A 25565-nucleotide genomic window follows, 5' to 3' on the forward strand; every position below is an offset into this window, starting at 1 on the left:
CCTCCGTGTATATGTTTGATGTGGTTATCTACATTTTACACGAAACTGTTATGAGTTGCTTTTTTTAGGTGTTGCACTTAATATTACAATTCGTCACATAAAAAAACAAGCTTAGCGTCTAAGCTTGTTTGAAAGCGGAGGAGGAGGGATTCGAACCCCCGCGGGCCGTGAAGCCCCTAGCGGTTTTCGAGACCGCCCCCTTCAGCCGAACTTGGGTACTCCTCCGTAGAATAGTTTGAAATAGTATGGTGGACCCTGCAGGATTCGAACCTGCGACCGATCGGTTATGAGCCGATAGCTCTAACCAACTGAGCTAAGGGTCCGTCTAAATGGGGCGACCGGTGGGAATCGAACCCACGAATGCCGGAGCCACAATCCGGTGCGTTAACCTCTTCGCCACGGCCGCCATCAATCTTGCTTGTTATGTAAAAGTAGCGGCGGAGGGAATCGAACCCCCGACCTCACGGGTATGAACCGTACGCTCTCGCCAGCTGAGCTACACCGCCATTGACTCCAGCGGCAGGATTCGAACCTGCGACCAATTGGTTAACAGCCAACTGCTCTACCTCTGAGCTACGCTGGAATAAGTTCATCGCTAAGAACAGCGACGAAATATAATTTACCATGAGACAAACAGCTTGTCAACAGGGTTTAACCGTTTAAACAAAAAATATGTAACAGGCTAAAGGATGACGTCCCTTTAGCCTGTTTATTATAACTATTCTTTGTCTTGATCCACTTCTTGTGCAATGTTTAATGCATGGTCACCAATTCGTTCTAAGTTACTGATGATATCAACAAAGATGATACCTGCCGTACCTGTACACTTGCCTTCATTCAAACGCATAATGTGTTTCTTACGGTACGTGCGCTCCATCTCATCGATTTCATTTTCTTTACGCATGACATTACGCGCTAATTCAGCATCATCTGTTTCATATGCCTGCATAGCTTTTTGGACGGTATCGATTGTTAAATCAAACATTTCGTTCAGGTCTTCATTTGCTTGCTCTGTTAAATTAACTTTATTTGCGATCCTATACTCATTTAACTCAATAATGTTCTCAAAGTGGTCACCGATTCGTTCAATGTCACGGACAATATCAACGACAGAGGAGTGAGTTGCACTGTCTGCTTCATTAATATCTTCACTCGATACTTGTGTTAAATAGTTAGTAATTTTCTTATCTAAGTTGTTAATCGCATCTTCAAACGAATAAGCTATCTCAGAGTGTTTGGATTGATTTGTGTTTAAATATTCACGTGTTTGTTCTAAACCTTTGATCGCTAATTGACCCATGTGGAGCGATTCGCTTTTCGCTTGGTAAATTGCCATTGACGGTGATTGTGATAAGAAGATCGGATCTAAGTGTTGTGGTTTCGCATCCACCATGGTCTCCTCACCAGGAACAATTTTCGTCACTAAGAATGCAATAAAACCAATGAATGGGAACTGAATAATCGTGTTCGTTAAGTTAAACGTTCCGTGCGCAAAAGCAATCGTCATTTTCGGTCCTAATGATAATGATGTTGCTAACCATTCAACTAATGCTGTAAATGGTGCAAGTAATATAATGAACAATGTTGCACCTACAACGTTAAAAATAACGTGTGATGCGGCAGCACGTTTAGCAGCGACACTTGAACCGATCGCCGCAAAAACAGCTGTAATGGTCGTTCCAATATTATCACCGAATAAAACCGGTAATGCTGCGTCCAATTCAATCGCGTTTTCAGCATACAAGGACTGCAGAACGCCAATCGCTGCTGATGAACTTTGTACACTGACTGTGAAAATAGCACCAATTGCTGTACCTAAGATTGGAATATCACTCATAGTTACCGTTAAATCTTCAAATGCTTGTAAATTTTCAAGCGGACTTACACCTTCACCCATTAAGCTTAAACCATAGAATAACGCACCAAAACCGAATACAGTCTGACCAAAATACGTTACTTTCTTATTTTTGAAGAAGAATAATAAGAAAGTACCGACAGCCATAATCGGTAAGGCGTATGCTTCAATATCAATACCAATAATGAATGCTGTAACCGTTGTACCGATATTCGCACCAATAATAACACCAATCGACTGTCTTAGGGTCATAAACCCAGCATTAACTAAACCAACAACTAGAACTGTTGTCGCTGAACTGGACTGCAATAGGACAGTTACGATAATACCAGCTAACAGCCCCATAAAAGGGTTTGTCGTAAAACGGTCTAAAATGTCGCGTAGTTTATCACCAGCTGAACGCTGTAAGCCATCACTCATGTATTTAAGACCAAATAAGAAAATAGCTAAACCACCAATAAATTGAAATACGATGTCCTGAACAGAAAGACCATCCATTGTTTCTCACTCCAAATCTATAATTTTTGTGATTTCTTGTAGAAAATCGCAGAAAACTATTGTGCCAAGATAGTGTTATTAAGTAAACCCTTCTCACCTATTCTTTACACAATCTTTACATTCTTAACAAACTTAAAAGATCGCAGCATAGAATACCTATTACAATGATGCTTAACTAATCCCGTTCTAAACGATCGACTAATATTCTCGTCCCATCGACGCTGACAACTTTAATCGCTTCACCTTTTTCTATCCATTGGGCTTGTGACACAGCATCATATCGCTCATCTTGAATCGTGATCGTCCCTGTTGGTCGCAATACCGTTTCAGTATGACCGGTTAAACCTACTAACATTTGATACGATTCATTCATTGAATTGTAACCTTTTTCACTCGTTAGTTGATCGCGCAACGTCATCTTCCCCCACATTTGACGTCTCGGCAATAGGCGAATTTTTAATAACAACAAGCTACTTAACGAACCTACAATGACACCTGATATACTGTAAGCAGCTGACATCATATCTGGTGCAGCAAATCCGACAGAAAATGTTACGATGACAAACCCTATAACCCCTAAAATACCATCATTTAATAATTTACCGTCTGCCACAATCATACCTAGCCCAACCGCAAATCCGATGGCAACTAGAATAAGATCACCAGTTGATAAATGAGCCGAAAAATACATTCCTATGGCTAAAACACCGATTATAGCTCCGATACCACGCATTTTAATGAGTAATTCCCCGATAAAGAAAAACATAGCGATCGTTGTCAGTAAAAAAAGACCTAACACGCTTTCCATAACGACGCTCCCCCTTCAAAACAATTATTAACTTATCATCATTATAGCAGGATTCATCGTTAGCATGTTAAACTGATTATGTGTTATGATTCTGATGAATGAAAAAATAATAACTTGTTTCACAAATAAAGGAGAGTTGAATACATGTCTGCGATTACACATCGTAAAGATACAAGACCTGTCCGAGTCGGTAATGTGGTTATCGGAGGACGTGACGATGTCATTATCCAATCCATGACAACGACGAAAACACATGACGTTGAAGCGACTGTAAATGAAATACATCGATTAGAAGAAGCTGGCTGCCAAGTTGTTCGTGTTGCTTGTCCAGATGACCGAGCGGCTGACGCGATTCCAGAAATTAAAAAACAAATCAACATTCCATTAGTCGTTGATATCCACTTTGATTATCGCTTAGCGTTAAAAGCGATTGAAGGTGGCGCTGACAAGATCCGTATTAACCCAGGTAACATTGGTAAGCGCGAACGAATCGAAGCTGTAGTCAATGCAGCAAAAGAAAAAGGCATTCCGATTCGTATTGGTGTAAACGCTGGTTCATTAGAACGCCATTTACTCGAAAAATACGGTTATCCTACAGCTGATGCTATGGTGGAAAGTGCCTTGCATCACATTAAAATTCTTGAAGAGCTCGACTTCCACGATATTGTCGTGTCCTTAAAAGCGTCGGATATCCATTTAGCAATTGAAGCTTATGAAAAAGCAGCTGAACACATCTCTTACCCGATTCACTTAGGGATTACAGAATCAGGTACATTATTTGCCGGTACCGTTAAAAGCGCGGCTGGTTTAGGTGCTATTTTGAATAAAGGAATTGGAAGTACGTTAAGAATTTCATTGAGTGCAGACCCTGTTGAAGAAGTAAAAGTTGCCAAAGAGTTGCTTAAATCATTTGGTTTAGCATCCAACGCCGCAACATTAATTTCTTGTCCAACATGCGGTCGGATTGAAATTGATCTCATTTCGATTGCAAATGAAGTCGAGGAGTACATTCAACAAATTAAAGCACCAATTAAGGTCGCCGTGCTAGGCTGTGCCGTAAACGGACCTGGTGAAGCTCGTGAAGCTGATATTGGTATAGCTGGTGCTCGTGGTGAAGGTCTACTGTTCAGACACGGCGAAATTATTCGTAAAGTGCCTGAAGATATTATGGTTGATGAACTTAAGAAAGAAGTCGACAAATTAGCAGAAGAACATTATCAAAAACAGCGTGAAGAACAAGAAGTATAAATATAAAAGGACCCGTCATGATTTCATGGCGGGTCCTTTTATCTAAATCATTGGAAACACGAATAGTCGAATCAAAACGGCTACTAAGGCTGCTCCTATCGCTATATTACCAAGCGAATCAGCTCCGCGACGTTTGGCGTAAATTCCCATCACAACCCCAACGGTCGCAAACAAAAATGTCCATACGAAAAATGCTAAAAACGAAGCACTTAGTGCAATCCAGCCCCAACCTGCATCAACATGCTCTTCGTAATGAGCTTCTTTTTCCTCTTTTTGAATCTTTTCTTTATCGAGTTCATCAGGATTAAATGTTGCTGCATCACTACTGAATTCAACATCTTCGTGTCGTTCGTTTACCCGATCCTCAGCAAGCCTTACGCCAGTTAAAGGATCATTCGTTGGATTGAATCCTTTATTTTGTTCAAAATAATTATCGCCACTACTATAATCTTTAGGATGTTGGTCGTCGTTGCTCATAAACATTCCCTCACTTTCTATAGCTTATCTATAGTGTGTGAGGGAATGTTTAATTTATTCATTAACCTTACTGATTAAAAGCGACATTGCGGTTTTCATCTGCTTTTTCCTGGATTTCTACAGCATACCAACTTTCAGCATGTCCATTTTTTGCTCGGTACTGTTCTAATCCGCCAATACCTCTATGGTAAGCTGTCAGTGCCTCATCCCAATTACCATACTCGCCATATAAGTGGTCAAGATACACGATCGATAATTGAATGCTATACGTTGGATTAAACAACAATTCTTTTTCATACGGTAAATCGGCCATATCCGCTATCCACGGCGCAGTATTTTCCATAAACTGTGACATGCCATAAGCATGACCGTATTGCGTTGGCGGCCCTACTAACTCTGGATCAAATGTGTCACCTGTTTCGACTTTCAATAATTCGTAAACGATAAATGGATCAATACCATATGCATTCGCTTTTTGAACTAAAAACAGAGCCCACGATTTCTTGAACTCACCGTTACTATTGTTCACCATTTTATTAGCTTGGCGCTCAATTTCCTCCCAATGTTGGTAAGAAAAATCTGAATCCCAATTTAAACTCATCGTTTTCATCGGCTCTTGTTCAGACGCTAACACTTCTTGTTGTTCTTTTAATCGATCATTTTCATCTTCTAATTGGTCGATAGCTCGCTCGTAATATAAATTATTAATAATGAATGCTGTCACAATGATCATGATCGTCATGAAAAACAAGGCATAATGCTTTAGTTTCATTCAAACATCCTTTCTAGAGCTTTATAACTAGTTTTAAAGCTTGCCCTAATGTCGTATCATAACGAAACTTGACTATAGAAGCAACTATAACGACTCCAAAACACATTCTTCCCGCTACAGCATACAAATAAACATCTGACGCTTGAAAGGAGTAATTAAATGTTTAAAGAATTGATTCTCAACCGTTTATACCAAGCGACACCTGAAGAAATCGTATATTATAGTCACAAATACAACATACCGTTAAATGAACAAGAAGCTTCTGCTTTAATTCGTTTCATTCATCAAAAAAAAATCGACCCTTTTCAAGAAAAAGGTCGATTAAAAACATTTCAATTTATTGAACAGCAATTTGGTCCAAAAACAGCGCAAGACACAGCTGATTTGTTAAAAACATTAGCTGATCAGTACGGCTTAAATCACTTATTATAAGTTATTGGTTCATGATTTTGTCTTTTAAGTCAGGATCAAAGGTACCATTGGTCAACATATCGATTTCAAAACGATAAGGCGGTTTTTTGTTCTTTTTATCAGTCCCGACAAATGGTGTTTCTAAAATTTTAGGTAAATCTTTTAGTTGATCATGGTGAACAACATAATGAAGGGCATCAAAACCAATATGGCCAAAGCCAATATTTTCGTGGCGGTCTTTTTGGGCGCCACGTTCATTTTTACTATCGTTGACATGGACGACCTTTAATCGATCTAAGCCAATAATATCGTCAAATTGTTTCAACACACCATCAAAGTCATTGACAATGTCATAACCAGCATCATGAACGTGACACGTATCTAAACAAACGGATAAACGCTCATTATGAGTGACGCCATCGATGATTTGTGCAATTTCTTCAAATGAACGCCCCACTTCAGACCCTTTACCAGCCATCGTTTCAAGTGCGATTTGAACGTCACGATTATCTTCAAACACATCATTTAAGCCTTTAATAATTTGGTTAATCCCTTTGTCTACCCCTTCACCAACGTGTGAACCTGGGTGCAAGACAATTTGTTTAGCGCCGATTGCTTCTGTACGCTCGATTTCTGAACGAAGGAAGTCGACCCCCAACTCATATGTTTCCGGTTTATTCGTATTACCGATATTAATGATATACGGCGCATGAATGACAATCTCATCAATATCATGCTCAGCCATATGTTCTTTTGCCGCTTCAATATTCAATTCGTCGATCGCTTTCCGCTTTGTATTTTGCGGTGCACCTGTATAAATCATAAATGTATTCGCACCATATGAAACGGCGGATTCACTAGAACCTAATAACATCTTCTTCCCACTCATTGATACGTGTGAACCTAATTTCATCATTTAGTCTCCTCTCTTTTGACGATTCCCTTTACGATATTGATCACGTTTTAAGTCTTTTTTAAATTTATCTTTTTCTTGCTTCATCTTCTTTTTATAACCTGGTTTAACTTGTTTGCGCTTTTTGACTTTCTTCCACGCTTGTTGATCCAATTGTTGCTCTTGTTTTTCGCGCTGTTTACGTTCATTCCATTTTTTAACGGGTACCCATTCACCGTTTTTAATGTCATAGTTCTCAAACGTAATACCGCGTTCTTCTAATTCTTGGATCACAGTTAAATCATCGTCATGATACAAACTGACGGCTGTTCCTTCTAAGCCGGCACGGGCCGTTCGTCCAACTCGGTGAATATAACTTTCCACATCAAATGGAATCTCAGCATTAAATACGTGACTGACACCTGGAATATCGATGCCGCGTGCAGCGAGATCTGTTGCGACAATATACTCATAGCGCAATGCTTTGACATCTTTGAGCATCCGTTTACGTTCTCGCGGTTTTAGACCTCCATGGATAACACCTACATCAAGTCCTCGGTCACGTAAACTGTCCGCTAATTGATCGGCGTGTTCTTTTTTATTCACAAATATCAAGGCAATATACGGATGAATTAATTTAGACGCTTCTTCAATCACGGCTGCTGGTTCACGATGCTTTAATGGTATTAACCTGTGCTCTAACTGTTCCGGACTTAACACGTGCTCATCAATTTGAATATGTTCTGGATTCGTTAAATACTTTGTTAAAAACGGCTGCAACCCTTTCGGAATGGTTGCCGAAAACACTAATGTTTGTACATCATCATGCATGCGGTATAACACGTTATCGACTTCTTCAATTAAGCCTAAGTCGATCAACAAATCCGCTTCATCGATAACAACGTTTCTGACCGTTGACGGATTAATGGTTTGTTCTTCTATAAAATCTAATATACGTCCCGGTGTCCCGACAATGATATGGGGGGGGTGTTGTAGCTTTTGCTCTAATCGTTGTTTATCCGTTCCACCAATCACGAGCTTGGATGTCCATGCTTCATCTGTTAAGTTGATCATGGTTTTCACTTCTTCATAAATTTGCATCGCTAATTCACGTGTCGGTGTGATAATTAACGTTTGTGTTTCATCACGACTCGAATCAAGCTGATCAAATAATGGAATTAAATAAGCATGCGTCTTCCCAGTCCCTGTTTGTGACTGACCGATGATATTTCGTCGCTTCAACGCAGGCGGAATAACGCGCTGTTGAATGTCAGTTGGATGTTTAAAACCTAACTGATTCACAATGTGTAACATGTTTTGCGATAAATCATATGATTGAAAATACTGTTTCATTTTACCGAACTCCTTTTCTTCCCCTTCATATTATAAACGACACAAGCGAACAACGCTACTCATTCAAAGATTTTGTCAAAGTCGATAAAAACCATTATAATGACACTAGAGATGTTAGTTATGAGGAGGCCATGTTGACATGGAAGTCATTAAAATTGCGCCAAGGGGATATTGTTACGGTGTGGTGGATGCAATGGTTATCGCAAGTAATGCAGCAAAAGACCAAAACTTACCACGTCCGATTTATATACTAGGCATGATCGTCCACAATAGTCACGTCACACAAGCATTTGAAGATGAAGGTGTGATCACACTAGATGGAAAAGATAAAACACGTGACGAATTATTAAAAGATATTGATGAAGGTACTGTTGTTTTCACTGCTCACGGTGTATCACCTGAAGTGAAACAAGTAGCTGAAGAGAAAGGTTTAACGGTATTAGATGCTACATGTCCAGATGTTACGCGCACACACGACTTAATCCGTGACCGGGTCAGCGAAGGATATGAAATTGTTTATATCGGCAAGCGAGGACATCCTGAGCCTGAAGGGGCTGTCGGTGTTGCACCAGACCATGTTCATCTCATCCAAGATGAAGACGAAGTAGACGATTTAGATTTACCGAGTGATGCTAAAGTTCTCGTTACAAATCAGACAACGATGAGTCAATGGGATGTTTACGACACCATGTTAAAAGTACAAGAGAAATACCCACAAACCGAAATGGAACAAGAAATCTGCATGGCCACACAAGTCCGACAAGAAGCGGTTGCAGAACAAGCGGTAGATGCTGATTTAACATTAGTCGTGGGTGACCCAAAAAGTAATAACTCCAATCGTTTAGCGCAAGTGTCTAAAGAAAAAGCAGGAACTGAAGCCTATCGCATTTCAGATGTATCAGAGATCAATCTTGATTGGCTCGATGGCTGTAAAACAGTTGCTGTTACAGCTGGTGCATCAACACCAACACCAATTGCCAAAGAAGTGATCAAGTTTATAGAAGAATATGACCCGGACAACCAAGAAACATGGGATTTAACGAGTAAAGTGACAAGACAAAAAATATTGCCAAAAGTAAAACCGAAAAAACGTGCATAAAAAAATGCCGGTCTACTCCAATGTAGGCCGGCATTTTTCTAACCTTACTCCCATTCAATCGTGGAAGGTGGCTTGCTCGTGATATCATAGACGACTCGGTTCACTTGATTGACTTCATTCGTAATTCGATTTGAGATTTTTTCTAACACGTCCCACGGTAACCTCGCCCAGTCGGAAGTCATCCCATCAACTGACGTAACAGCACGAATCGCGACCGTATGATTATACGAGCGTTCGTCACCTTGTACCCCCACACTTTGAATGCCCGGTAAAACGGTGAAATATTGCCACACATCACGCTCTAAATCATTCCATTTGATCTCTTCTCGTAATATAGCATCTGATTCGCGTACAATCTCCAATTTATCTTCGGTAATATCACCTAATACACGAATCCCTAAACCTGGACCAGGAAACGGTTGACGCCATACAATATGCTCTGGAATCCCTAATTGTTCACCTAAACGACGAACTTCGTCTTTAAATAGCGCTTTAAGTGGTTCGATCAAGTCTAAATTCATTTGCTCAGGCAAACCACCGACGTTATGGTGCGACTTAATTGTTTGAGCTGTTTCCGTGCCACTTTCGATAATATCTGTATAAAGCGTCCCTTGCGCTAAATAATCAATATTCGTTAATTGATCCGCTTGCTCATCAAAGACTTCAATAAATTCATTACCGATAATTTTTCGTTTTTGTTCCGGATCCGAAACACCAGCTAACTTCGATAAAAATCGATCTTGGGCATCGACTTTAATCACATTCATGTTAAAGCCATCTTCAAACATCGTCATGACGTCGTCAGCTTCTTGTTTTCTAAGTAAACCGTGATCAACAAAAATACAGGTTAACTGATCTCCGATTGCTTTATGCAACAACACGGCGACAACTGACGAATCTACACCACCACTTAAGGCACATAACACGTTTCGACCTTGCACTTCGTCTCTAATTTGTTCAATTTGCATATCGACGACATGGTCCATTGTCCACTCGCCAACACACCCACAAACATCATAGACAAATTGTTTTAACATATCATTGCCGTGTTCAGTATGATTGACTTCTGGATGAAATTGCACCCCATAAAATTGCTTATCTTGATTGCTAAATGAAGCGATCGGACACGATTCATTCGTCGCATTCACAACAAAACCTTCAGGCACATCTGTCACCAAATCACCATGACTCATCCAGACGCGTTGCTGATGTGGTAAGCCATTAAATAATGCTGACGACTGTTGGATGTCAATTGACGCTTTACCGTACTCTCGGTTGGTTGCTTTCGTCACATCCCCACCTAATTGCTTAGCCATGACTTGCATACCATAACAAATCCCTAAAATAGGTACTCCCAACTCATAAATAGCAGGGTCTAGCTGCGATGCATGGTCATCATAAACACTTCCTGGACCGCCTGACAAAATAATGCCTTTCGGGTTCATCTCTTTCAGTTCATTTGCCGTGATGTTATTCGGGTGCAATTCACTATAAACCCCGACTTCACGCAAACGTCTCGTAATTAATTGATTATACTGGCTACCAAAATCTAATACAATGATCTTTTCTTGAATCGTCGTCATGTTCATACTCCTTATCCGATATTCAATTAACAAAAAAATACAACTCCACTTCATCGTTCACATGAAGGCAGAATTGTATCAATTAACCTGCCTTCATAGTCCAGTTGTTTAAGGCAACTTGGTAGAAACACTTACGCCTTATTCGTAAGTATATATGAAAGTTTCATTATTGTATTAAATTGTTAATCGTGTATGTGATATTAAACAGAATAATTAGGTGCCTCTTTCGTTACTTGTACATCATGTGGATGACTTTCACGTAGGCCTGCTCCTGTAATTTTTACGAATTGTGCTTGTTCACGTAAAGACGATAAATGAGGCGTACCGCAATACCCCATACCAGAACGAACACCACCGATCATTTGAAAGAGTGTATCAGCAACGGCTCCTTTATAGTCTACACGGCCTTCAATACCTTCTGGAACAAATTTCTTCGCTTCTTCTTGGAAATAGCGATCCTTACTTCCTTGTTCCATAGAAGCAACAGACCCCATGCCGCGATAGACTTTAAATCGACGGCCTTGATGAATCTCGACATGACCAGGACTTTCGGTTGTACCCGCTAATGCACTACCGAGCATAACCGCATGACCGCCTGCTGCTAATGCTTTAACGATGTCACCGGAATATTTAATGCCACCATCTGCAATAATTGGCACATTATGTTGACGAGCTTTTGTCGCACAATCATAGACGGCTGTTATTTGAGGAACGCCTACACCAGCAACGACGCGTGTTGTACAAATTGACCCAGGTCCGATTCCGACTTTAATCACATCAGCACCAGCATCAATTAACGCCTTTGTACCTTCAGCCGTTGCCACATTACCTGCAATGATATTGACACTTGGGTAAGTGTGACGAATCATATGAATCGTATCGAGCACACCTTGCGAATGACCATGCGCTGTATCAATCACTAACGCATCAACACCAGCTTGGACCAACTGTTCTGTGCGTCGTGTTGTATCACCCGACACGCCAACCGCTGCAGCGACGAGCAAACGGCCAGCTTGATCAACTGCAGAACTTGGGTATTCCACATCTTTTTCAATGTCTTTTATCGTGATAAGGCCTTTTAAAACATTATCCTCATCCACAAGAGGCAGTTTTTCGATACGGTGTTGTTGAAGAATTTGTTCCGCCTGATCTAACGTTGTATCAACAGATGATGTCACCAAGCGTTCCTTCGTCATGACATCGTTGATCGGCATTGAATAATCAACAATAAAACGCAAATCCCGATTCGTAATAATGCCAACTAACTTACGGTCATCTTCGTTATTGACAATCGGAACACCTGAAATACGATACTTACCCATTAAATACTCAGCATCAAACACTTGGTGATCAGGTGTTAAGTAAAACGGATCAGTAATAACACCACGTTCAGACCGTTTCACTTTGTCAACTTGGTCTGCCTGTTCTTCAATCGACATGTTTTTGTGTATAACACCTAAACCACCTTGGCGAGCCATGGCGATTGCCATATCTGCTTCGGTGACCGTGTCCATTCCCGAACTAATCAACGGCATTTTCAGCTTCAACGTGTCTGTTAATGTCGTTGAGACATCAACATCTTTCGGCACGACATTTGATTCAGCAGGTAATAACAATACATCATCAAACGTCAATCCTTCTTTTTTAAATTTGTCTTCCCACACGATTAACACATCTCCTTTTCACCTATTGCATTTTTTTCAACTCGTTAGTATCATGAGCTATTGATTGATATGCAAATATTAAAAGTAGATTAACAATCGCATCAGACCATGTCAATGACATGAAGACAAGTAAAAAGATTTGAAAAATTCATGCATTACGTATTTAAAAACTGAAACGGTTCAGTGACCTGGTTAGAGGAGATGAATTCAACATGACCATGTTTAGCACTGGCACGATTTTCAAGTTCACGTTTTAATTCTGACTTCACGATTTGTTCAATATGGTGACCTGGATCAATCATCGCTAAGCCGATCCCTAATGCATCATGTGCTGTGTGGTAATAGACATCGCCTGTGATCAATACGTCAGCCCCTTGACGTTTAGCCTGTTGAATAAATTTATTGCCATCACCACCAATAACGGCTACCTTTTTAACCTTTTTGTCTGGACGACCAACAAACCTTAACTGCGGAACATTAAACGCATGTTTGACTGCTTGCGCGAACTGTTCGAGCGTCGTCGCCTCAGACAGTGTTCCGATACGACCGAGCCCATATGTTTCACCTGATAAGTTTAACGGATAGACATCATATGCCATTTCTTCGTATGGATGGGCATCAGTCGCTTTCGTAATCGTTTCATTTAAACGTCCTTCAGATACGACTGTTTCCAAGCGTATTTCGTTCACTTTTTCCAATTCTCCTGCAGACCCGATATATGGGTCAGTACCTTCTTGAGGTTTAAAGGTGCCATATCCTTCGCTATTAAACGTACAATGGCTATAATTGCCAATATGACCTGCACCAGCTTCAGATAAGGCATCACGCACTTCATCTTCATGAGATGTTGGGACAAAGACGACGATTTTATACAGTGATTCTTGTTCTGTCGGTACCACAACATCGTCAGACTTAAGATTTAGCTGTGACATTAACCAATCATTAACGCCTCCTTGAGCTATATCTAGATTGGTATGCGCGGCGTACACTGTTATTTGATGTTGAATGAGCTTTTGAACGATTTTCCCTTTTTCACTGTTTAAATCCACTGTTTTTAACGGTTTAAAAATAAGCGGGTGATGAGCAATGATTAAATCGATATCTTTTTCGATCGCTTCATCGACGACACCCTCTAAAACGTCTAATGCTATCATGACACGGTTAACAGGTTGATTAAGATCACCAACTTGTAAACCAATCGGATCCCCATCAAATGCGAGTTTTTTCGGTGCAAAAGATTCCAATAACTTAATAATATCATTTGCAGTTGTTTGTGCCATTACGATAACGCCTCCTTAATCCAATGTAATTCTTGTTCAAATTGTTCAATTTTTTCTTGGTTAGGCACCTTCGCTTGTTTCATATTTTGAATAATATCTTGTTGATTCTGGTATACCGATGACCATTTTTCCCGAAACGCTTGATTCGGTTGTTGCAACATGAGAGGTCCAAGGTAAAGTTCACGCTCTGTGTAGTTGACTGGTTGTGCGCTTTTAGTTAATACTAAGATTTCATAATAATAACCATCTTCTTGCAAAACGGTTTCATAGTTAATGACAAATTGATTGTCGACTGCAAAACGGCGGATGAGGTTTGCATCAATATTAGGTTGCAATATAAGTAATTCGTCACCTGAAAGTTTGTCTTGACCATCTGTTAATATGGAAGAAATGAGTGAGCCACCCATTCCAGCAATTGTGATGCAATCCGCTTCACCTCGTTCAATGACCGATAAGCCATCACCAAGCCTTACATCGATTTGGTCAGATAAACCAAATTGGGTTACTTGATTTATGGCTGCTTGTTTCGGACCTTCATTCACTTCACCTGCAATTGCTTTCATTGACGGTCGTTCGAGGCAAATATAACAAGGTAATTGAGCATGATCTGATCCGATATCAGCTAAAACTTTGGTGTCATGCGGTATTAATTGTTTAACTTGAGTTAATCGTTGAGATAAGACGGACTGTTTCATGTAGGTTCCCCTTTGTTAAAAGTAAAAAGCCCAGAAACGATTGTCTGTATGTACATTACAAACATGCTCCTGGACTTATCATTCATATCCTTACTGTTCAGATAACCATTCAGCTAACATTTGCGCTTGCTCATCATTAGCATAGTTACCTGTCATTAGCGGGCTTCCTTCTACACCGTTCGCGATAATATCTTGTAATTCTTCAACAGAGTAATCATCACTAACATTTTGAAGAGAAGGGCCAGTCCCACCTTCTAAGTTACCACCGTGACATGACATACAATTATTCTCGTAGTATGCTTCAGGGTTTTCTGCTGACTCTTCCGTTTGTTCTTCACCATCAGATTCATCAGCATTTTGCATTTGACTTAAGCCAACGCCACTCATAACTATAATGGCTATAATACCTAAAACCGCAATCGTAGCAAATGGTACAATTGGATTTCTGCTCATCGAATTCATCCTCCTTAAGTGACCATAAATATGTATCTTTCAGCTATATTTATTTTACTTCAAAAATAGCATAACGGAAAGGGCAAAAATGTGAAATTATTATAAAAAAATCATTGACGCTAATAACATAATCCCAACAATGCCGGAAGCTGTTAAATAATAATAGCGCCAATATATCCCAATAATAACCCATAACACACAGTGAACCGCTATCACACCATTAAGTAACATACCTTGCCCGTATAATGTGTTGATAAACGATATTGAACTTATGAGTAATACTAAAAAAACAAGCATAACTGGAATGTGTATCATCGAACTCGCACGTCGTCTAAACCAATAGACATGGCCGATTAATATAATGAGTATTAATACAGATAACGATAAATCAACGGCGACATTAAGTTCAACCACGACTGACATCAATAATGAAGCAGGAAGAAGAAGGAGAAGAAAGATCACGTCTAAATAAATCAACGCTTGTTTACGATTCTTCTTCTTAACAGACTGATCATTTTCTTCTTCTACACCTTCCCCAAACGTATAAAGAGCAAGTAAAAAATCACAATATTCAGCTGGTAAAAGCTTGGATTTTTTCCAATGTTTTATTTCATCAATAATTACCTGTTTTCGATCATCATTCCCCATGTTGCACCTCCGAGATTGGAGAGGTTACTCAAGAAAGTCTTTTAATCGTTTACTACGACTTGGGTGTCTCAACTTACGCAATGCTTTAGCTTCGATTTGACGAATTCGTTCTCTCGTGACGCCAAATACTTTACCAACCTCTTCAAGTGTGCGTGTTCTTCCATCATCTAAACCAAAACGTAGACGTAGGACGTTTTCCTCGCGGTCAGTTAACGTATCTAACACATCTTCAAGTTGTTCTTTTAGCAACTCATAAGCTGCGTGATCCGATGGTGACGTTGCTTCTTGGTCTTCGATAAAGTCACCTAAATGTGAATCATCTTCTTCGCCAATTGGTGTTTCTAAGGAGACGGGTTCTTGAGCAATCTTCAAGATTTCTCGTACTTTATCAGGTGTTAAATCCATTTCTTCAGCAATCTCTTCAGGTGTTGGTTCACGACCTAAATCCTGCAATAATTGACGTTGAACACGGATTAATTTGTTAATCGTTTCAACCATATGCACTGGAATACGAATTGTACGCGCTTGGTCAGCAATTGCACGTGTAATGGCTTGTCTAATCCACCATGTCGCATACGTACTAAATTTAAACCCTTTACGGTAGTCGAACTTTTCAACAGCTTTAATCAAGCCCATATTACCTTCTTGGATCAAATCAAGGAATAACATGCCTCGACCGACATAACGCTTCGCAATACTCACGACTAGTCGCAAGTTGGCTTCAGATAAACGACGCTTAGCTTCTTCATCACCTTGTTCAATTCGGTTCGCTAGTTCAATCTCCTCATCTGCAGATAAGAGATCAACACGACCAATTTCTTTAAGGTACATACGAACAGGGTCGTTAATTTTAACACCTGGAGGCACACTTAAGTCTGTTAGGTCTAATTCTTCTTCTTTTGTAATGTTTTGCAACTTAGGGTCGTCGTTTTCGCCAATAATATCAATACCTTGATCAGCTAATTGTTCATAAAAGTCATCCATTTGCTCTGAGTCTAAATCAAAATGACCTAATTTATCAGCGATTTCTTCATAAACGAGGACGCCTCGCTTTTTACCAGTTTCAAGTAATTGTTCTTTCGTTTGATCTAACGTTAACTCTTGCTCGTCACCTTGTTCTTGGTTTTGAGTCTGCTGTTGTTGTTCTTCTTGAGATTCGATCGGCTTTTCAGCCATTGGTACCCCTCCTTCCAAACTGATTGCTATAGCTTGGATTTATTACTTTTCTTTCTCAATTCAAGTATTTTCATACCTATTCGAGCTGCCGACTTCGGATCATTTTCCTTTTCAGCATTTTTTAGCATTGTTTCTAATGATCGAATTTCTTGATCCACATCAGCTTCTTTTAGTATGGCAAATAAATAATCATCAAGTTCTTCTCTCTCTATTGTGTCATGGATTGGTAATAACGCTAACGATGCGACGAGTTGCTTTACGTCATCATCAGGCAAGCGTTCCATGAATCGACTGACATCCGGCTCATTCCCTTCCTCATAATATGCGTACAAATAAGTGACTAACACTTGATGTTCCTGCATGTTAAATTTTGAGCCTAGACGTTCTTGGACTTGTTCAGCGACATATTGATTCTGTAACATATGAGCGATCAAATAACGCTCAGCATTTTGATATGCGGGAAATATTTCAGTTTTTTGTTGACGTGTCTGAGTTCGTTGCGATTCCGTTCTAGCACGTTTAGCTTGTTCATCACGCCGTTCATTTATTCTCCGACGTTCAGCAATTTCTTCATCTAACGAATCACGCTGCACTCCTAAATCTTGAACCAACTGTTTTAAATAGACATCACGTTCCACTGCATGATCAACTGTAGCGATTAAATCGAGAGCCTTTTCAATATACTCAAATTGATCACTTTGTACGTGTAAGTTGTAGTCTTTTTTGAGATGGTTCAACATGAACGTCACGTATGTCTCAGCAGTACCCAACACTTGGTTTTGAAATTTATCGGCGCCGTACGATTGAATAAAGTCATCTGGATCCATCTGATACGGTGTGTTGGCAATTAATACATCCAACCCAACTTGCTGTAGCATGTCAGCCGCTCGTTTACTCGCCTCACGCCCGGCTTGATCACCGTCATAACAAATAATCACTTTTGAAACATAACGTTTTAACAAGTGAGCTTGTGATTCTGTTAGGCTTGTCCCTAACGTTGCTACACCATGTTGTACACCTGCTTGATGAGCTTTAATAACATCAGCATATCCTTCGAACAAAATAATTTCATTTTCTTTTTGAGCTACTTTTCGCGCGGCATGAAAGTTGTATAATAACTTTCCTTTTTGGAAAAGCTTAGAATCAGGGCTGTTTAAATACTTAGGTTCAACCCCTTCTTCTACTGCGCGACCACCGAAACCGACTATTTTACCTTGATGATTACGGATAGGAAAAATGACTCGACCTTTAAACCGGTCATTGAAGATATTCCCGTCACGCTGGCTAAGTAAACCTATACTAGCTAAGCTTTGTAGGTCAAAGCCCTTTTGTTCTAAAAAGGATGTTAAAAACTGGTCCTTTAACGGTGAGTAACCTATTTGAAACTCTTCGATATCATCGTCTGTAAATCCTCTATCATTTAAATATTGATAGGCTTCTTGCCCATCTTCTGTATAACGAAGAACATGATGAAATAATCGTCCTGCCCATTCATAAGCGTCAATCGCAGACTGTTCTGACTCTGATATAGATGATTCAGCAGATGATGGCACATATTCATCTGGAATCGTCTCGCCACTTCGTTTTGCAAGGGCTTGGACAGCTTCAACAAAGGATAAAGAGTCCAACTCCATTAAAAACTTAATGACATTGCCACCTTTGCCACAACCGAAGCAATGAAATATTTGTTTATCAGGAGAAACAGAAAATGACGGTGTATTTTCACCGTGAAAAGGACAAAGGCCAAAATAATTTCGGCCTTTATGCGTAAGCTGTATATGCTCACCAATCACATCGACAATATCGTTTTGTGACATGATTTGATCTATTAATTCTTCAGGGATTTTTTGTTGCATATACATCACCATATATCATTTATTCGATAGAAGTTTTTAAATCCCTTCAAAAATCGACAGTTTACAATAGTTTTTATAGATTTAAATTTATTATCGCAATTTCCGAGGGACAATCTACGAGTAAATTCACCACAAGTATGCATTATAACCTAAAAATCGTTTTAACGCCATTAGTTTGTTTAAAATTCATACTATGAAATCGACTTCATTTCAAAAGAAATCGACCCGTCTATATTAGACGAGCCGATCATGCCATTTGTTTCAACGAATCGTATTTAAAATAGCATTGGCTGTTTCTTCAACTGCTTTTGTTGAAACATTAATCGTTCGACAACCAATGTGGTCGACAATTTTGTTGAAATAATCTATCTCTTCTTGAATTCGTTCGCTTCGAGCGTAATTTGCACTTCCATCTAACCCAAGTGATTTAAGACGCTCATGACGTATGTGATTCAATTGCTCTGGTTCAATATTTAAGCCGACACATTTGCTCGGGTCAACTTGAAATAATTCCTCAGGTGGATCAACTTCAGGAACAATTGGGACATTGGCTACTTTCAACTGTTTATGTGCCAAAAATTGGGACAAAGGCGTTTTGGACGTTCTCGATACCCCAATCAACACTAAATCAGCTTTTAAAATCCCTTTCGCATCTCGCCCGTCATCATATTTAACAGCAAATTCAATTGCTTCAATTCGCTTATAATAATCTTCATCCAATTTATGCACCAACCCTGGTTGCAAAATAGGCTCTTCGTTCAAATAGCCTTGCAAATGATCCATAATCGGACCTAACATATCCATTGCAATAACGTTGGCCTCATCCGCGCGGGCTTGTAGGTGCTTACGGAAGTCTGGTTTGACTAATGTATAAGCAATGATCCCACCATTTTCTTTCGCTGTTTGGACTGTTTCATTAAGCGTTGCTACATCTTCAACGTAAGGAATTCGTTGTATACGCATTTCAGAATTGAGAAATTGACTAAGCGCTGCTTTCGCCATTAATTCAGCTGTTTCACCAACGGAATCGGACACAATATAAAACGTATTCGGGTTCATTCATCGTTTCCCCCTTTTATAAATCATCTCGATTGACTAGGCCTACAAAAGCCTTAGTAATATTAGTTTTTGTTAATCGACCAATTACTTCCATACCTCGTTCATGTTCTTGTATAACAGGTAATGCATCAATTTGATTCTCGATTAACTTAATACTCGCATCTACGAGTAAATCATTCTTTTGACACACTTTGATTTTCGGTAAACGCGTCATAATAATATGAACAGGGACTTCAGATAAATCTTGTTGCCCCATACTCGTCCTTAATAAATCTTTTCGCGACAATACACCGACTAAAATACCGTGCTGATCCACAACAAAAAGAGTCCCGACGTCTTCTAAAAACATTGTCGTAATCGCGTCATAAGCATGAGTTTGATCATTGACAACGACAGGGACGGAATAATGATCACGTACGGTTAGTTTTTTGATTTTATCAGTTAAAAGCTCACTACCTGTCTTACCTGTATAAAAATAGCCAACACGAGGCCTAGCATCTAAAAAACCAGCCATCGTCAGAATAGCTAAATCTGGTCTTAATGTTGCTCGCGTTAAATTAAGTTCATCAGCAATATTTTCTCCTGTGATTGGACCACGTTCTTTCACAATCGTCACAATTTGTTCTTGCCGATCCGTTAAATCCATTAACTTTCACCACCTTAAACGGTCATAAGTCATATGAATATTATACATTAATTTTAAAAATAAATAAATAGTATAACACATTTAATCAATCTAACCTTAAGTCATTCATTTGTTGTAGAAATCGTTTCGACTTAATCGTATAACCTCCATAATAATCGTAATACTGATTCAGTATATTTTTAATTAGCTCAAGTGTTTCATCTTGAATCGATACGCTTCGTATACTTTTGATACTTCTTTGACTCATGAGACGAAGAACATGAAATACCTGTGGTGAAAGGTTAATACAATCTGTTGTGCTGTAACGGCATCGCTCACAAACGACGCCACCTTCGCTTACCGAAAAGCCAACAATGGGTTCTTCCGTGTGTCCATTGACACATTGATTCACAACAGGAGCAAACCCTGCTATATGATACATTTTTAATTCATACATTAATGTAATGGCAAGCGGCGGATCGGATTCCATTCGCTCTAAACTGACACGAAATTCATCAAATAGCGGGGCGTTTGGTTGCTTTTCATCTAATAACTTCGTTGTTAGTTCTGCCATATAAGTTGCATAAGCCGTCAACATAATATCTTCTCTCACATGACGCATGCTATGTAACATTTCACCTTGATGTATCGTCCCCATACCTTTACCGACATAGAGTAAAAACTGACCATAGATAAATGGCTGCGACACCGCAGCCATTTGACTTCGAGATTTTTTGGCGCCACGCGCTATGGCGCTTAACATGCCACACTCTTCGGTTAATAATGTGATAATTTTATTCGTTTCCCCGTAATCTTGTGTTTTGAGTACAATACCATTCACTTGTTGCATAAGCCTCTCCACCCACTTTCCTACGTTATACGTTAGGTTTAAGTTTAGACGATTGAGGTGATGAGGATGGTTGCGTTTGTTTCACTTTCTCCATTTCAAGTTGTTTTGCTAATAAATAAGCTTCAACATTTCCGGTTTTCTCAAATAAACGCCAAGACATATTTAACATCCTATACGCCACCTTTCAGTTGTTGAACTGAAATCCTTAAGCTTATTTTCACCGAAATGAAACAGTTCATGAGTTAAAATAATTACCAATTAAACGCTTTATTAATATTCATCCTCACGGTAACCGAAATCACGCAAGTGGAATTGTCGATTGCGCCAGTCTTTTTGAACTTTCACCCATAATTCTAAATAAATACCCGTGCCAAGTAACGATTCTATATCTGAGCGCGCTTCGGATCCAATTTGTTTTAACATAGCTCCTTGCTTACCTATAATTATGCCTTTTTGTGAATTTCGTTCGACCACAATTGTGGCTTGGACATCTATCATGTCTTGGTCGTCACGTTCTTTAATAGAATCTATGACAACAGCGATTGAATGTGGTATTTCTTCGTGTGTATGATGTAACACTTTTTCACGAATAAATTCACTAATGATAAACCGCTCAGGGTGGTCTGTTAAATGATCTTCTGGGTAATATTGTGGCCCTTCTGGTAAATGACGACCTAAAACCGTCAACAGTTCATCTGTATTATTGCCTTCTAATGCCGAGATAGGGACAATATCGTCGAAGTCAAGCTTCTGTCGATATGTATCAATCATCGGTAATAGTTCATCTGGATGGACTTCATCGATTTTATTGATCACCAGTACGACTGGGTTTTGAACTTGTTTTAATCGTTCAATGATATATTCATCGCCTTTGCCGTAACCTTCGTCGGCATTAACCATGAACATAATCACGTCTACTTCATTTAATGTATTAACCGCCGACTGTACCATGAAATCACCGAGTCGATGTTTCGGTTTATGGACACCTGGTGTATCAATAAAAACATATTGTGCGTCGTCTGTCGTTAACACACCTTGTATTTTGTTGCGGGTCGTTTGTGGTTTATCGCTCATGATCGCTATTTTTTCGCCAATGACACGATTCATAAATGTTGATTTACCCACATTTGGTCGACCGATAATCGCAATAAATCCTGAATGATATTGTTCTGTCATAAGTCGCTCTCTCCTATTTTAAGCTTGTATTTTAAGTTTACTACAAACGGGATGAAAATTCACATAATCAAATGATGTGAGCCAATCGATAAAATAAAACCCGCCACTGTGAGCGAGTTTTACGTTATATCAACGAAGTCCATATTTTAGGGACGAAAATGATAATTCCAATGAGCATTGCTGTGATTGAAGAGGTTAACACTGCTGCTGCACTAATATCTTTAATCCGCTTTGCTATTGAATCATAGTCTGGAAATAGGACATCCGTTATCATTTCAATTACAGAATTAATTAATTCTAACGTGACAACAAAACCACCAGCTATAATAATCCATAACCATTCTATTCGACTCAAGTCAACCACTAACCCAGCGAAGACTGTTATGACTAAGACGATAAGATGGATTCGAAAATTATATTCTTGAGTTAGCGCGATCTTAAGTCCGTTTAAGGCATAGTTTAAGCCGATCCGATTACGTTTCATCGCGCTTCAATCCAAATGATTGTAAAATGGTTTCTTGTTTATGAAACATTGCTTTTTCGTCGGTTTCTGTCTCATGGTCATACCCTAACAAATGTAATAAACCATGAACGCCTAGAAAAGCGAATTCACGCTCAAATGAGTGATTATATTCATCTGCTTGCGCTTCCGCTCGGTCGATTGAAATGACAATATCACCTAAATGAACAGGAATATCATCACCTATAATATCCATCTCACCTTCACCTTGTTCTTCTAAAGCGAATGATATCACATCCGTCGCGTAATCTTTCCCGCGATAATCAGCGTTGATTTGCTGAATCGTCTCATCATCCACGAGTGTGACAGACATTTCTGCAGCATCATCAACTGCTTCTTGTTGAGCAGCATACTGTAAAACGTCATGTAATAACTGTATTAAATCATCTTGTACCTTTTCTGTTTCATCAATTAAGTCGATTTGCATGCTAAAGCCTCCTCATCACGTTTCATAAGCATCAATAATACGCTGGACAAGCGGGTGTCTTACGACGTCAGCCCCTTTTAGATAATTGAAAGAAATTCCTTTAACACCTGATAACTTTTCCTCCGTTACTTTAAGCCCTGATCTGACGCCTTTTGGCAAGTCAATTTGAGTAATATCGCCTGTAACAACCATTTTTGAACCAAAGCCTAAGCGGGTTAAAAACATCTTTATTTGTTCTGGTGTTGTATTTTGCGCTTCATCTAAAATAACAAATGCATCATCTAGTGTACGCCCACGCATATAGGCAAGCGGTGCGATTTCAATCGTTCCGCGTTCCATCAATCTCGCTGTATGCTCCTTTCCAATCACATCATGTAACGCATCGTATAATGGACGTAGATACGGATCGACTTTTTCTTTCAAATCCCCCGGTAAAAAACCCAAGCTCTCCCCCGCTTCAACAGCAGGTCGTGTTAAAATCATTCGCTTCACTTCACCGTTCCGAAGCGCTTTTGCAGCCATTACAACTGCCAAATATGTTTTACCTGTCCCGGCTGGCCCAACACCGAACACTAAGTCGTTCGCTTTCATTGCCGCAACATAATCCCGTTGACCTAAAGTCTTCACACGGATTGGTTTACCGTTTTGATTTTTCGTTATCTCATCTTCAAATAATGTTTCAAACTGTTCTAATTTATCCGTTCTAGCTAGTTCGATACCATAAATAATATCTCGTTCTGTAACGGTAATCCCTTTTTTAATAACATTTAGAACTTTTTGCAGTAAATCATGTACGAGTTCTATATCGTCTTTTTGACCTTCTATTTTAATTTGCCCACCACGTGTAATAATATTGACAGGCATAAACTCTTCAATTTGTTTGATATTGCGATCATTCGTACCAAATAAATTAAGCGTATCGTTATGATCTTCAAGATGTAAATTGATACTTTGTTTATCTGCTTGCATACATCAATCTCCTTGGTTGATTTTTTGCTCTTGTACAATGTTTTCATGAACTTTAATAAACATGTCTAAGTTAACTTTATCACTGTCCCGTTCCTCGTGCAAAACTTTTTGATACGTGACATCAATGGATGAACCTAATTGCCTTTTCAACTGTTCTTCAATCTCTCTTTCTAATTGTTCATCCAAATTAAATTCTGTTTGTTGGTCTGTTATTGTATGTATTTGATGACGATGAATCGACACGGGTAATTGCCAATCCAAAAAATAAACGGGACGAGTGGATGTATGGATAAGGTCGTCCGGGCGATCTGGCTTAAACAAATTCCAATTATCAAACAATGTTAACGAATACTTAGTCGATGGTTTTTGCTCGACTGTTTGATAACGATAATCCAAAGGAATCGAGGCTTGTACACGATACCAAACATCAGCAATTACTTCACCCTCTGCGTGAACCTGCACGTCTCCTTCTTCTTCAAGTTCACCACTCACTAACACATCCCCTTTATTAACTGTATCATGAATTCGAACTAAAGGGCGGCCAGTCTCAATGAACATGGATTGGATAACGCCTGTTTGTTTAGCAATCAAGTTGACAGGTTCTTCATTCAATGGCGGTTCATACACGTCTGTTTCCTCAACTGTGATCGTAAATGAACTGCCTTCTTGAGACAGACCTACATAGGCTAGTTCCTCAATTTGATTCATTAACTCTCGCTCAACTCGACTTAAGTCGTCTTGGCGGAAGACCCACTCCCCTTGTTTCAACCCTAATTCGTTCAATGATTGTCTTACATCATATCGAAGCTCTGGTGATCCACCAACAATGTCAACACGCCAAATAACATTCGATAGTAAAACGATGACTAAACAAACTAAAACGACGCCAAAACTATATGAGATCCATTGATGTTTGTGATGATAAAACCGCCATAAACGCGGTTTTTCTTGTAAAAGAATCGAACAATGGTAAGCTCGTCTAGTCTGTTTCATGAGTCGGATAGCCTGTGGTGATACCTTAACAAACAATGAGCTATCATCTATTCGTTTAACACCATAAACCGGATAACCTCGATCCACAATTGATTGGATAAATGCCTCAGGTTGTTCACCTGTAATCGTGACAGTCATTAAGTCATATTGATTCATCATGCCCAATGATTTACCCCCT

26 protein-coding genes, 5 tRNA genes and 1 riboswitch are annotated in these 25565 nt (G+C 39.4%); of the genes, 3 read left to right on the forward strand and 28 right to left on the reverse strand.

Annotation, left to right across the window (positions count from 1 at the left end):
- Positions 1-135: 135 nt before the first annotated feature.
- From ABID56_RS02525 to ABID56_RS02555, 7 genes are all read right to left on the reverse strand, one after another.
- Positions 136-225: transfer RNA gene (locus tag ABID56_RS02525), tRNA-Ser, on the reverse strand.
- A 21-nt stretch (positions 226-246) separates the two neighbouring features.
- Positions 247-323, reverse strand: a tRNA-Ile gene (locus ABID56_RS02530).
- 7 nt (positions 324-330) lie between these two features.
- Positions 331-406, reverse strand: a tRNA-His gene (locus tag ABID56_RS02535).
- Between the two features lie 26 nt (positions 407-432).
- A tRNA-Met gene (locus ABID56_RS02540) sits at positions 433-506 on the reverse strand.
- Positions 507-511: 5 nt separating this feature from the next.
- Positions 512-583 (reverse strand) — tRNA-Asn (locus ABID56_RS02545).
- Positions 584-718: 135 nt separating this feature from the next.
- Entirely contained in the window at positions 719-2353 is a 1635-nt protein-coding gene (locus tag ABID56_RS02550) for a Na/Pi cotransporter family protein (protein ID WP_354219007.1), read from the reverse strand.
- 175 nt (positions 2354-2528) lie between these two features.
- Positions 2529-3161: an NfeD family protein gene (locus tag ABID56_RS02555; RefSeq protein ID WP_354219009.1), complete on the reverse strand. Its 633-nt coding sequence runs from the start codon at positions 3159-3161 to the stop codon at positions 2529-2531.
- Between the two features lie 144 nt (positions 3162-3305).
- Between ABID56_RS02555 and ispG the strand changes: the two genes are divergently transcribed.
- Positions 3306-4409, forward strand: coding sequence for a flavodoxin-dependent (E)-4-hydroxy-3-methylbut-2-enyl-diphosphate synthase (gene ispG / locus ABID56_RS02560; RefSeq protein WP_354219011.1), 1104 nt, complete (start codon positions 3306-3308; stop codon positions 4407-4409).
- A gap of 42 nt (positions 4410-4451) precedes the next feature.
- On the opposite strand, the gene ABID56_RS02565 is transcribed toward ispG, so the two are convergent.
- Together ABID56_RS02565 and ABID56_RS02570 are read right to left on the reverse strand one after the other, a co-directional pair.
- Positions 4452-4886 carry a hypothetical protein gene (locus tag ABID56_RS02565; protein ID WP_354219013.1) on the reverse strand — a complete coding sequence of 145 codons (435 nt, stop codon included), beginning with the start codon at positions 4884-4886 and terminating at the stop codon, positions 4452-4454.
- Between the two features lie 67 nt (positions 4887-4953).
- A complete protein-coding gene (locus ABID56_RS02570; protein ID WP_354219015.1) occupies positions 4954-5658 on the reverse strand; it encodes a lytic transglycosylase domain-containing protein in 705 nt (234 codons plus the stop codon).
- 159 nt (positions 5659-5817) lie between these two features.
- Between ABID56_RS02570 and ABID56_RS02575 the strand changes: the two genes are divergently transcribed.
- Positions 5818-6090, forward strand: a complete 273-nt coding sequence (locus ABID56_RS02575; protein ID WP_354219017.1) for a DUF2624 family protein — start codon at positions 5818-5820, stop codon at positions 6088-6090.
- A gap of 1 nt (position 6091) precedes the next feature.
- Here ABID56_RS02575 and ABID56_RS02580 read toward each other — a convergent pair whose 3' ends face one another.
- Both ABID56_RS02580 and ABID56_RS02585 read right to left on the reverse strand, forming a co-directional pair.
- Positions 6092-6985: a deoxyribonuclease IV gene (locus ABID56_RS02580; protein WP_354219019.1), complete on the reverse strand. Its 894-nt coding sequence runs from the start codon at positions 6983-6985 to the stop codon at positions 6092-6094.
- The gene (locus ABID56_RS02585; protein WP_354219021.1) at positions 6986-8314 is read right to left on the reverse strand and encodes a DEAD/DEAH box helicase; all 1329 of its coding nucleotides are present in this window, start codon (positions 8312-8314) and stop codon (positions 6986-6988) included.
- 139 nt (positions 8315-8453) lie between these two features.
- On the opposite strand from ABID56_RS02585, the gene ABID56_RS02590 reads away from it, so the two are divergent.
- A complete protein-coding gene (locus tag ABID56_RS02590) occupies positions 8454-9413 on the forward strand; it encodes a 4-hydroxy-3-methylbut-2-enyl diphosphate reductase (protein ID WP_354219023.1) in 960 nt (319 codons plus the stop codon).
- Between the two features lie 44 nt (positions 9414-9457).
- Here ABID56_RS02590 and guaA read toward each other — a convergent pair whose 3' ends face one another.
- The 17 genes from guaA to ABID56_RS02675 all read right to left on the reverse strand — a co-directional run bounded on the left by guaA (position 9458) and on the right by ABID56_RS02675 (position 25546).
- Positions 9458-10996, reverse strand: a complete 1539-nt coding sequence (gene guaA / locus ABID56_RS02595; protein WP_354219025.1) for a glutamine-hydrolyzing GMP synthase — start codon at positions 10994-10996, stop codon at positions 9458-9460.
- Positions 10997-11072: 76 nt separating this feature from the next.
- A riboswitch (purine riboswitch) is annotated at positions 11073-11174 on the reverse strand.
- Between the two features lie 22 nt (positions 11175-11196).
- Complete coding sequence (gene guaB / locus ABID56_RS02600) at positions 11197-12660, reverse strand: IMP dehydrogenase (protein ID WP_354219312.1); 1464 nt, start codon at positions 12658-12660, stop codon at positions 11197-11199.
- Between the two features lie 155 nt (positions 12661-12815).
- Positions 12816-13940, reverse strand: a complete 1125-nt coding sequence (locus tag ABID56_RS02605) for a Nif3-like dinuclear metal center hexameric protein (RefSeq protein ID WP_354219027.1) — start codon at positions 13938-13940, stop codon at positions 12816-12818.
- Entirely contained in the window at positions 13940-14635 is a 696-nt protein-coding gene (locus ABID56_RS02610) for a tRNA (adenine(22)-N(1))-methyltransferase (protein ID WP_354219029.1), read from the reverse strand. The genes ABID56_RS02605 and ABID56_RS02610 overlap by 1 nt, the downstream gene beginning before the upstream one ends.
- Before the next feature lie 90 nt (positions 14636-14725).
- Complete coding sequence (cccA, locus tag ABID56_RS02615; protein ID WP_354219031.1) at positions 14726-15088, reverse strand: cytochrome c550; 363 nt, start codon at positions 15086-15088, stop codon at positions 14726-14728.
- Positions 15089-15187: 99 nt separating this feature from the next.
- On the reverse strand, positions 15188-15736 hold the full coding sequence (locus tag ABID56_RS02620) for a hypothetical protein (protein ID WP_354219033.1): 549 nt from the start codon (positions 15734-15736) through the stop codon (positions 15188-15190).
- 24 nt (positions 15737-15760) lie between these two features.
- Positions 15761-16912: an RNA polymerase sigma factor RpoD gene (rpoD, locus tag ABID56_RS02625; RefSeq protein WP_354219035.1), complete on the reverse strand. Its 1152-nt coding sequence runs from the start codon at positions 16910-16912 to the stop codon at positions 15761-15763.
- A 26-nt stretch (positions 16913-16938) separates the two neighbouring features.
- Positions 16939-18768, reverse strand: a complete 1830-nt coding sequence (dnaG, locus tag ABID56_RS02630; protein ID WP_354219037.1) for a DNA primase — start codon at positions 18766-18768, stop codon at positions 16939-16941.
- A 261-nt stretch (positions 18769-19029) separates the two neighbouring features.
- Complete coding sequence (locus ABID56_RS02635; protein ID WP_354219039.1) at positions 19030-19827, reverse strand: pyruvate, water dikinase regulatory protein; 798 nt, start codon at positions 19825-19827, stop codon at positions 19030-19032.
- A gap of 16 nt (positions 19828-19843) precedes the next feature.
- The gene (gene ccpN, locus ABID56_RS02640; protein ID WP_354219041.1) at positions 19844-20473 is read right to left on the reverse strand and encodes a transcriptional regulator CcpN; all 630 of its coding nucleotides are present in this window, start codon (positions 20471-20473) and stop codon (positions 19844-19846) included.
- A gap of 85 nt (positions 20474-20558) precedes the next feature.
- The gene (gene recO / locus ABID56_RS02645; protein WP_354219043.1) at positions 20559-21302 is read right to left on the reverse strand and encodes a DNA repair protein RecO; all 744 of its coding nucleotides are present in this window, start codon (positions 21300-21302) and stop codon (positions 20559-20561) included.
- A 25-nt stretch (positions 21303-21327) separates the two neighbouring features.
- Positions 21328-21462, reverse strand: a complete 135-nt coding sequence (locus ABID56_RS02650; RefSeq protein WP_377946481.1) for a YqzL family protein — start codon at positions 21460-21462, stop codon at positions 21328-21330.
- A gap of 110 nt (positions 21463-21572) precedes the next feature.
- Positions 21573-22478: a GTPase Era gene (era, locus tag ABID56_RS02655; protein WP_354219045.1), complete on the reverse strand. Its 906-nt coding sequence runs from the start codon at positions 22476-22478 to the stop codon at positions 21573-21575.
- 124 nt (positions 22479-22602) lie between these two features.
- Entirely contained in the window at positions 22603-22962 is a 360-nt protein-coding gene (locus ABID56_RS02660; RefSeq protein ID WP_354219046.1) for a diacylglycerol kinase family protein, read from the reverse strand.
- Positions 22952-23425 (reverse strand): rRNA maturation RNase YbeY, encoded by a 474-nt coding sequence (gene ybeY, locus ABID56_RS02665; RefSeq protein WP_354219047.1) that lies wholly within the window; start codon positions 23423-23425, stop codon positions 22952-22954. The genes ABID56_RS02660 and ybeY overlap by 11 nt, the downstream gene beginning before the upstream one ends.
- 15 nt (positions 23426-23440) lie before the next feature.
- On the reverse strand, positions 23441-24394 hold the full coding sequence (locus tag ABID56_RS02670) for a PhoH family protein (protein ID WP_354219048.1): 954 nt from the start codon (positions 24392-24394) through the stop codon (positions 23441-23443).
- Between the two features lie 3 nt (positions 24395-24397).
- Positions 24398-25546: a sporulation protein YqfD gene (locus tag ABID56_RS02675; RefSeq protein WP_354219313.1), complete on the reverse strand. Its 1149-nt coding sequence runs from the start codon at positions 25544-25546 to the stop codon at positions 24398-24400.
- Positions 25547-25565 lie beyond the last annotated feature (19 nt).

The organism is Alkalibacillus flavidus (assembly GCF_040545925.1).
In the GTDB taxonomy this organism is placed as follows: Bacteria; Bacillota; Bacilli; order Bacillales; family Alkalibacillaceae; genus Alkalibacillus; species Alkalibacillus flavidus.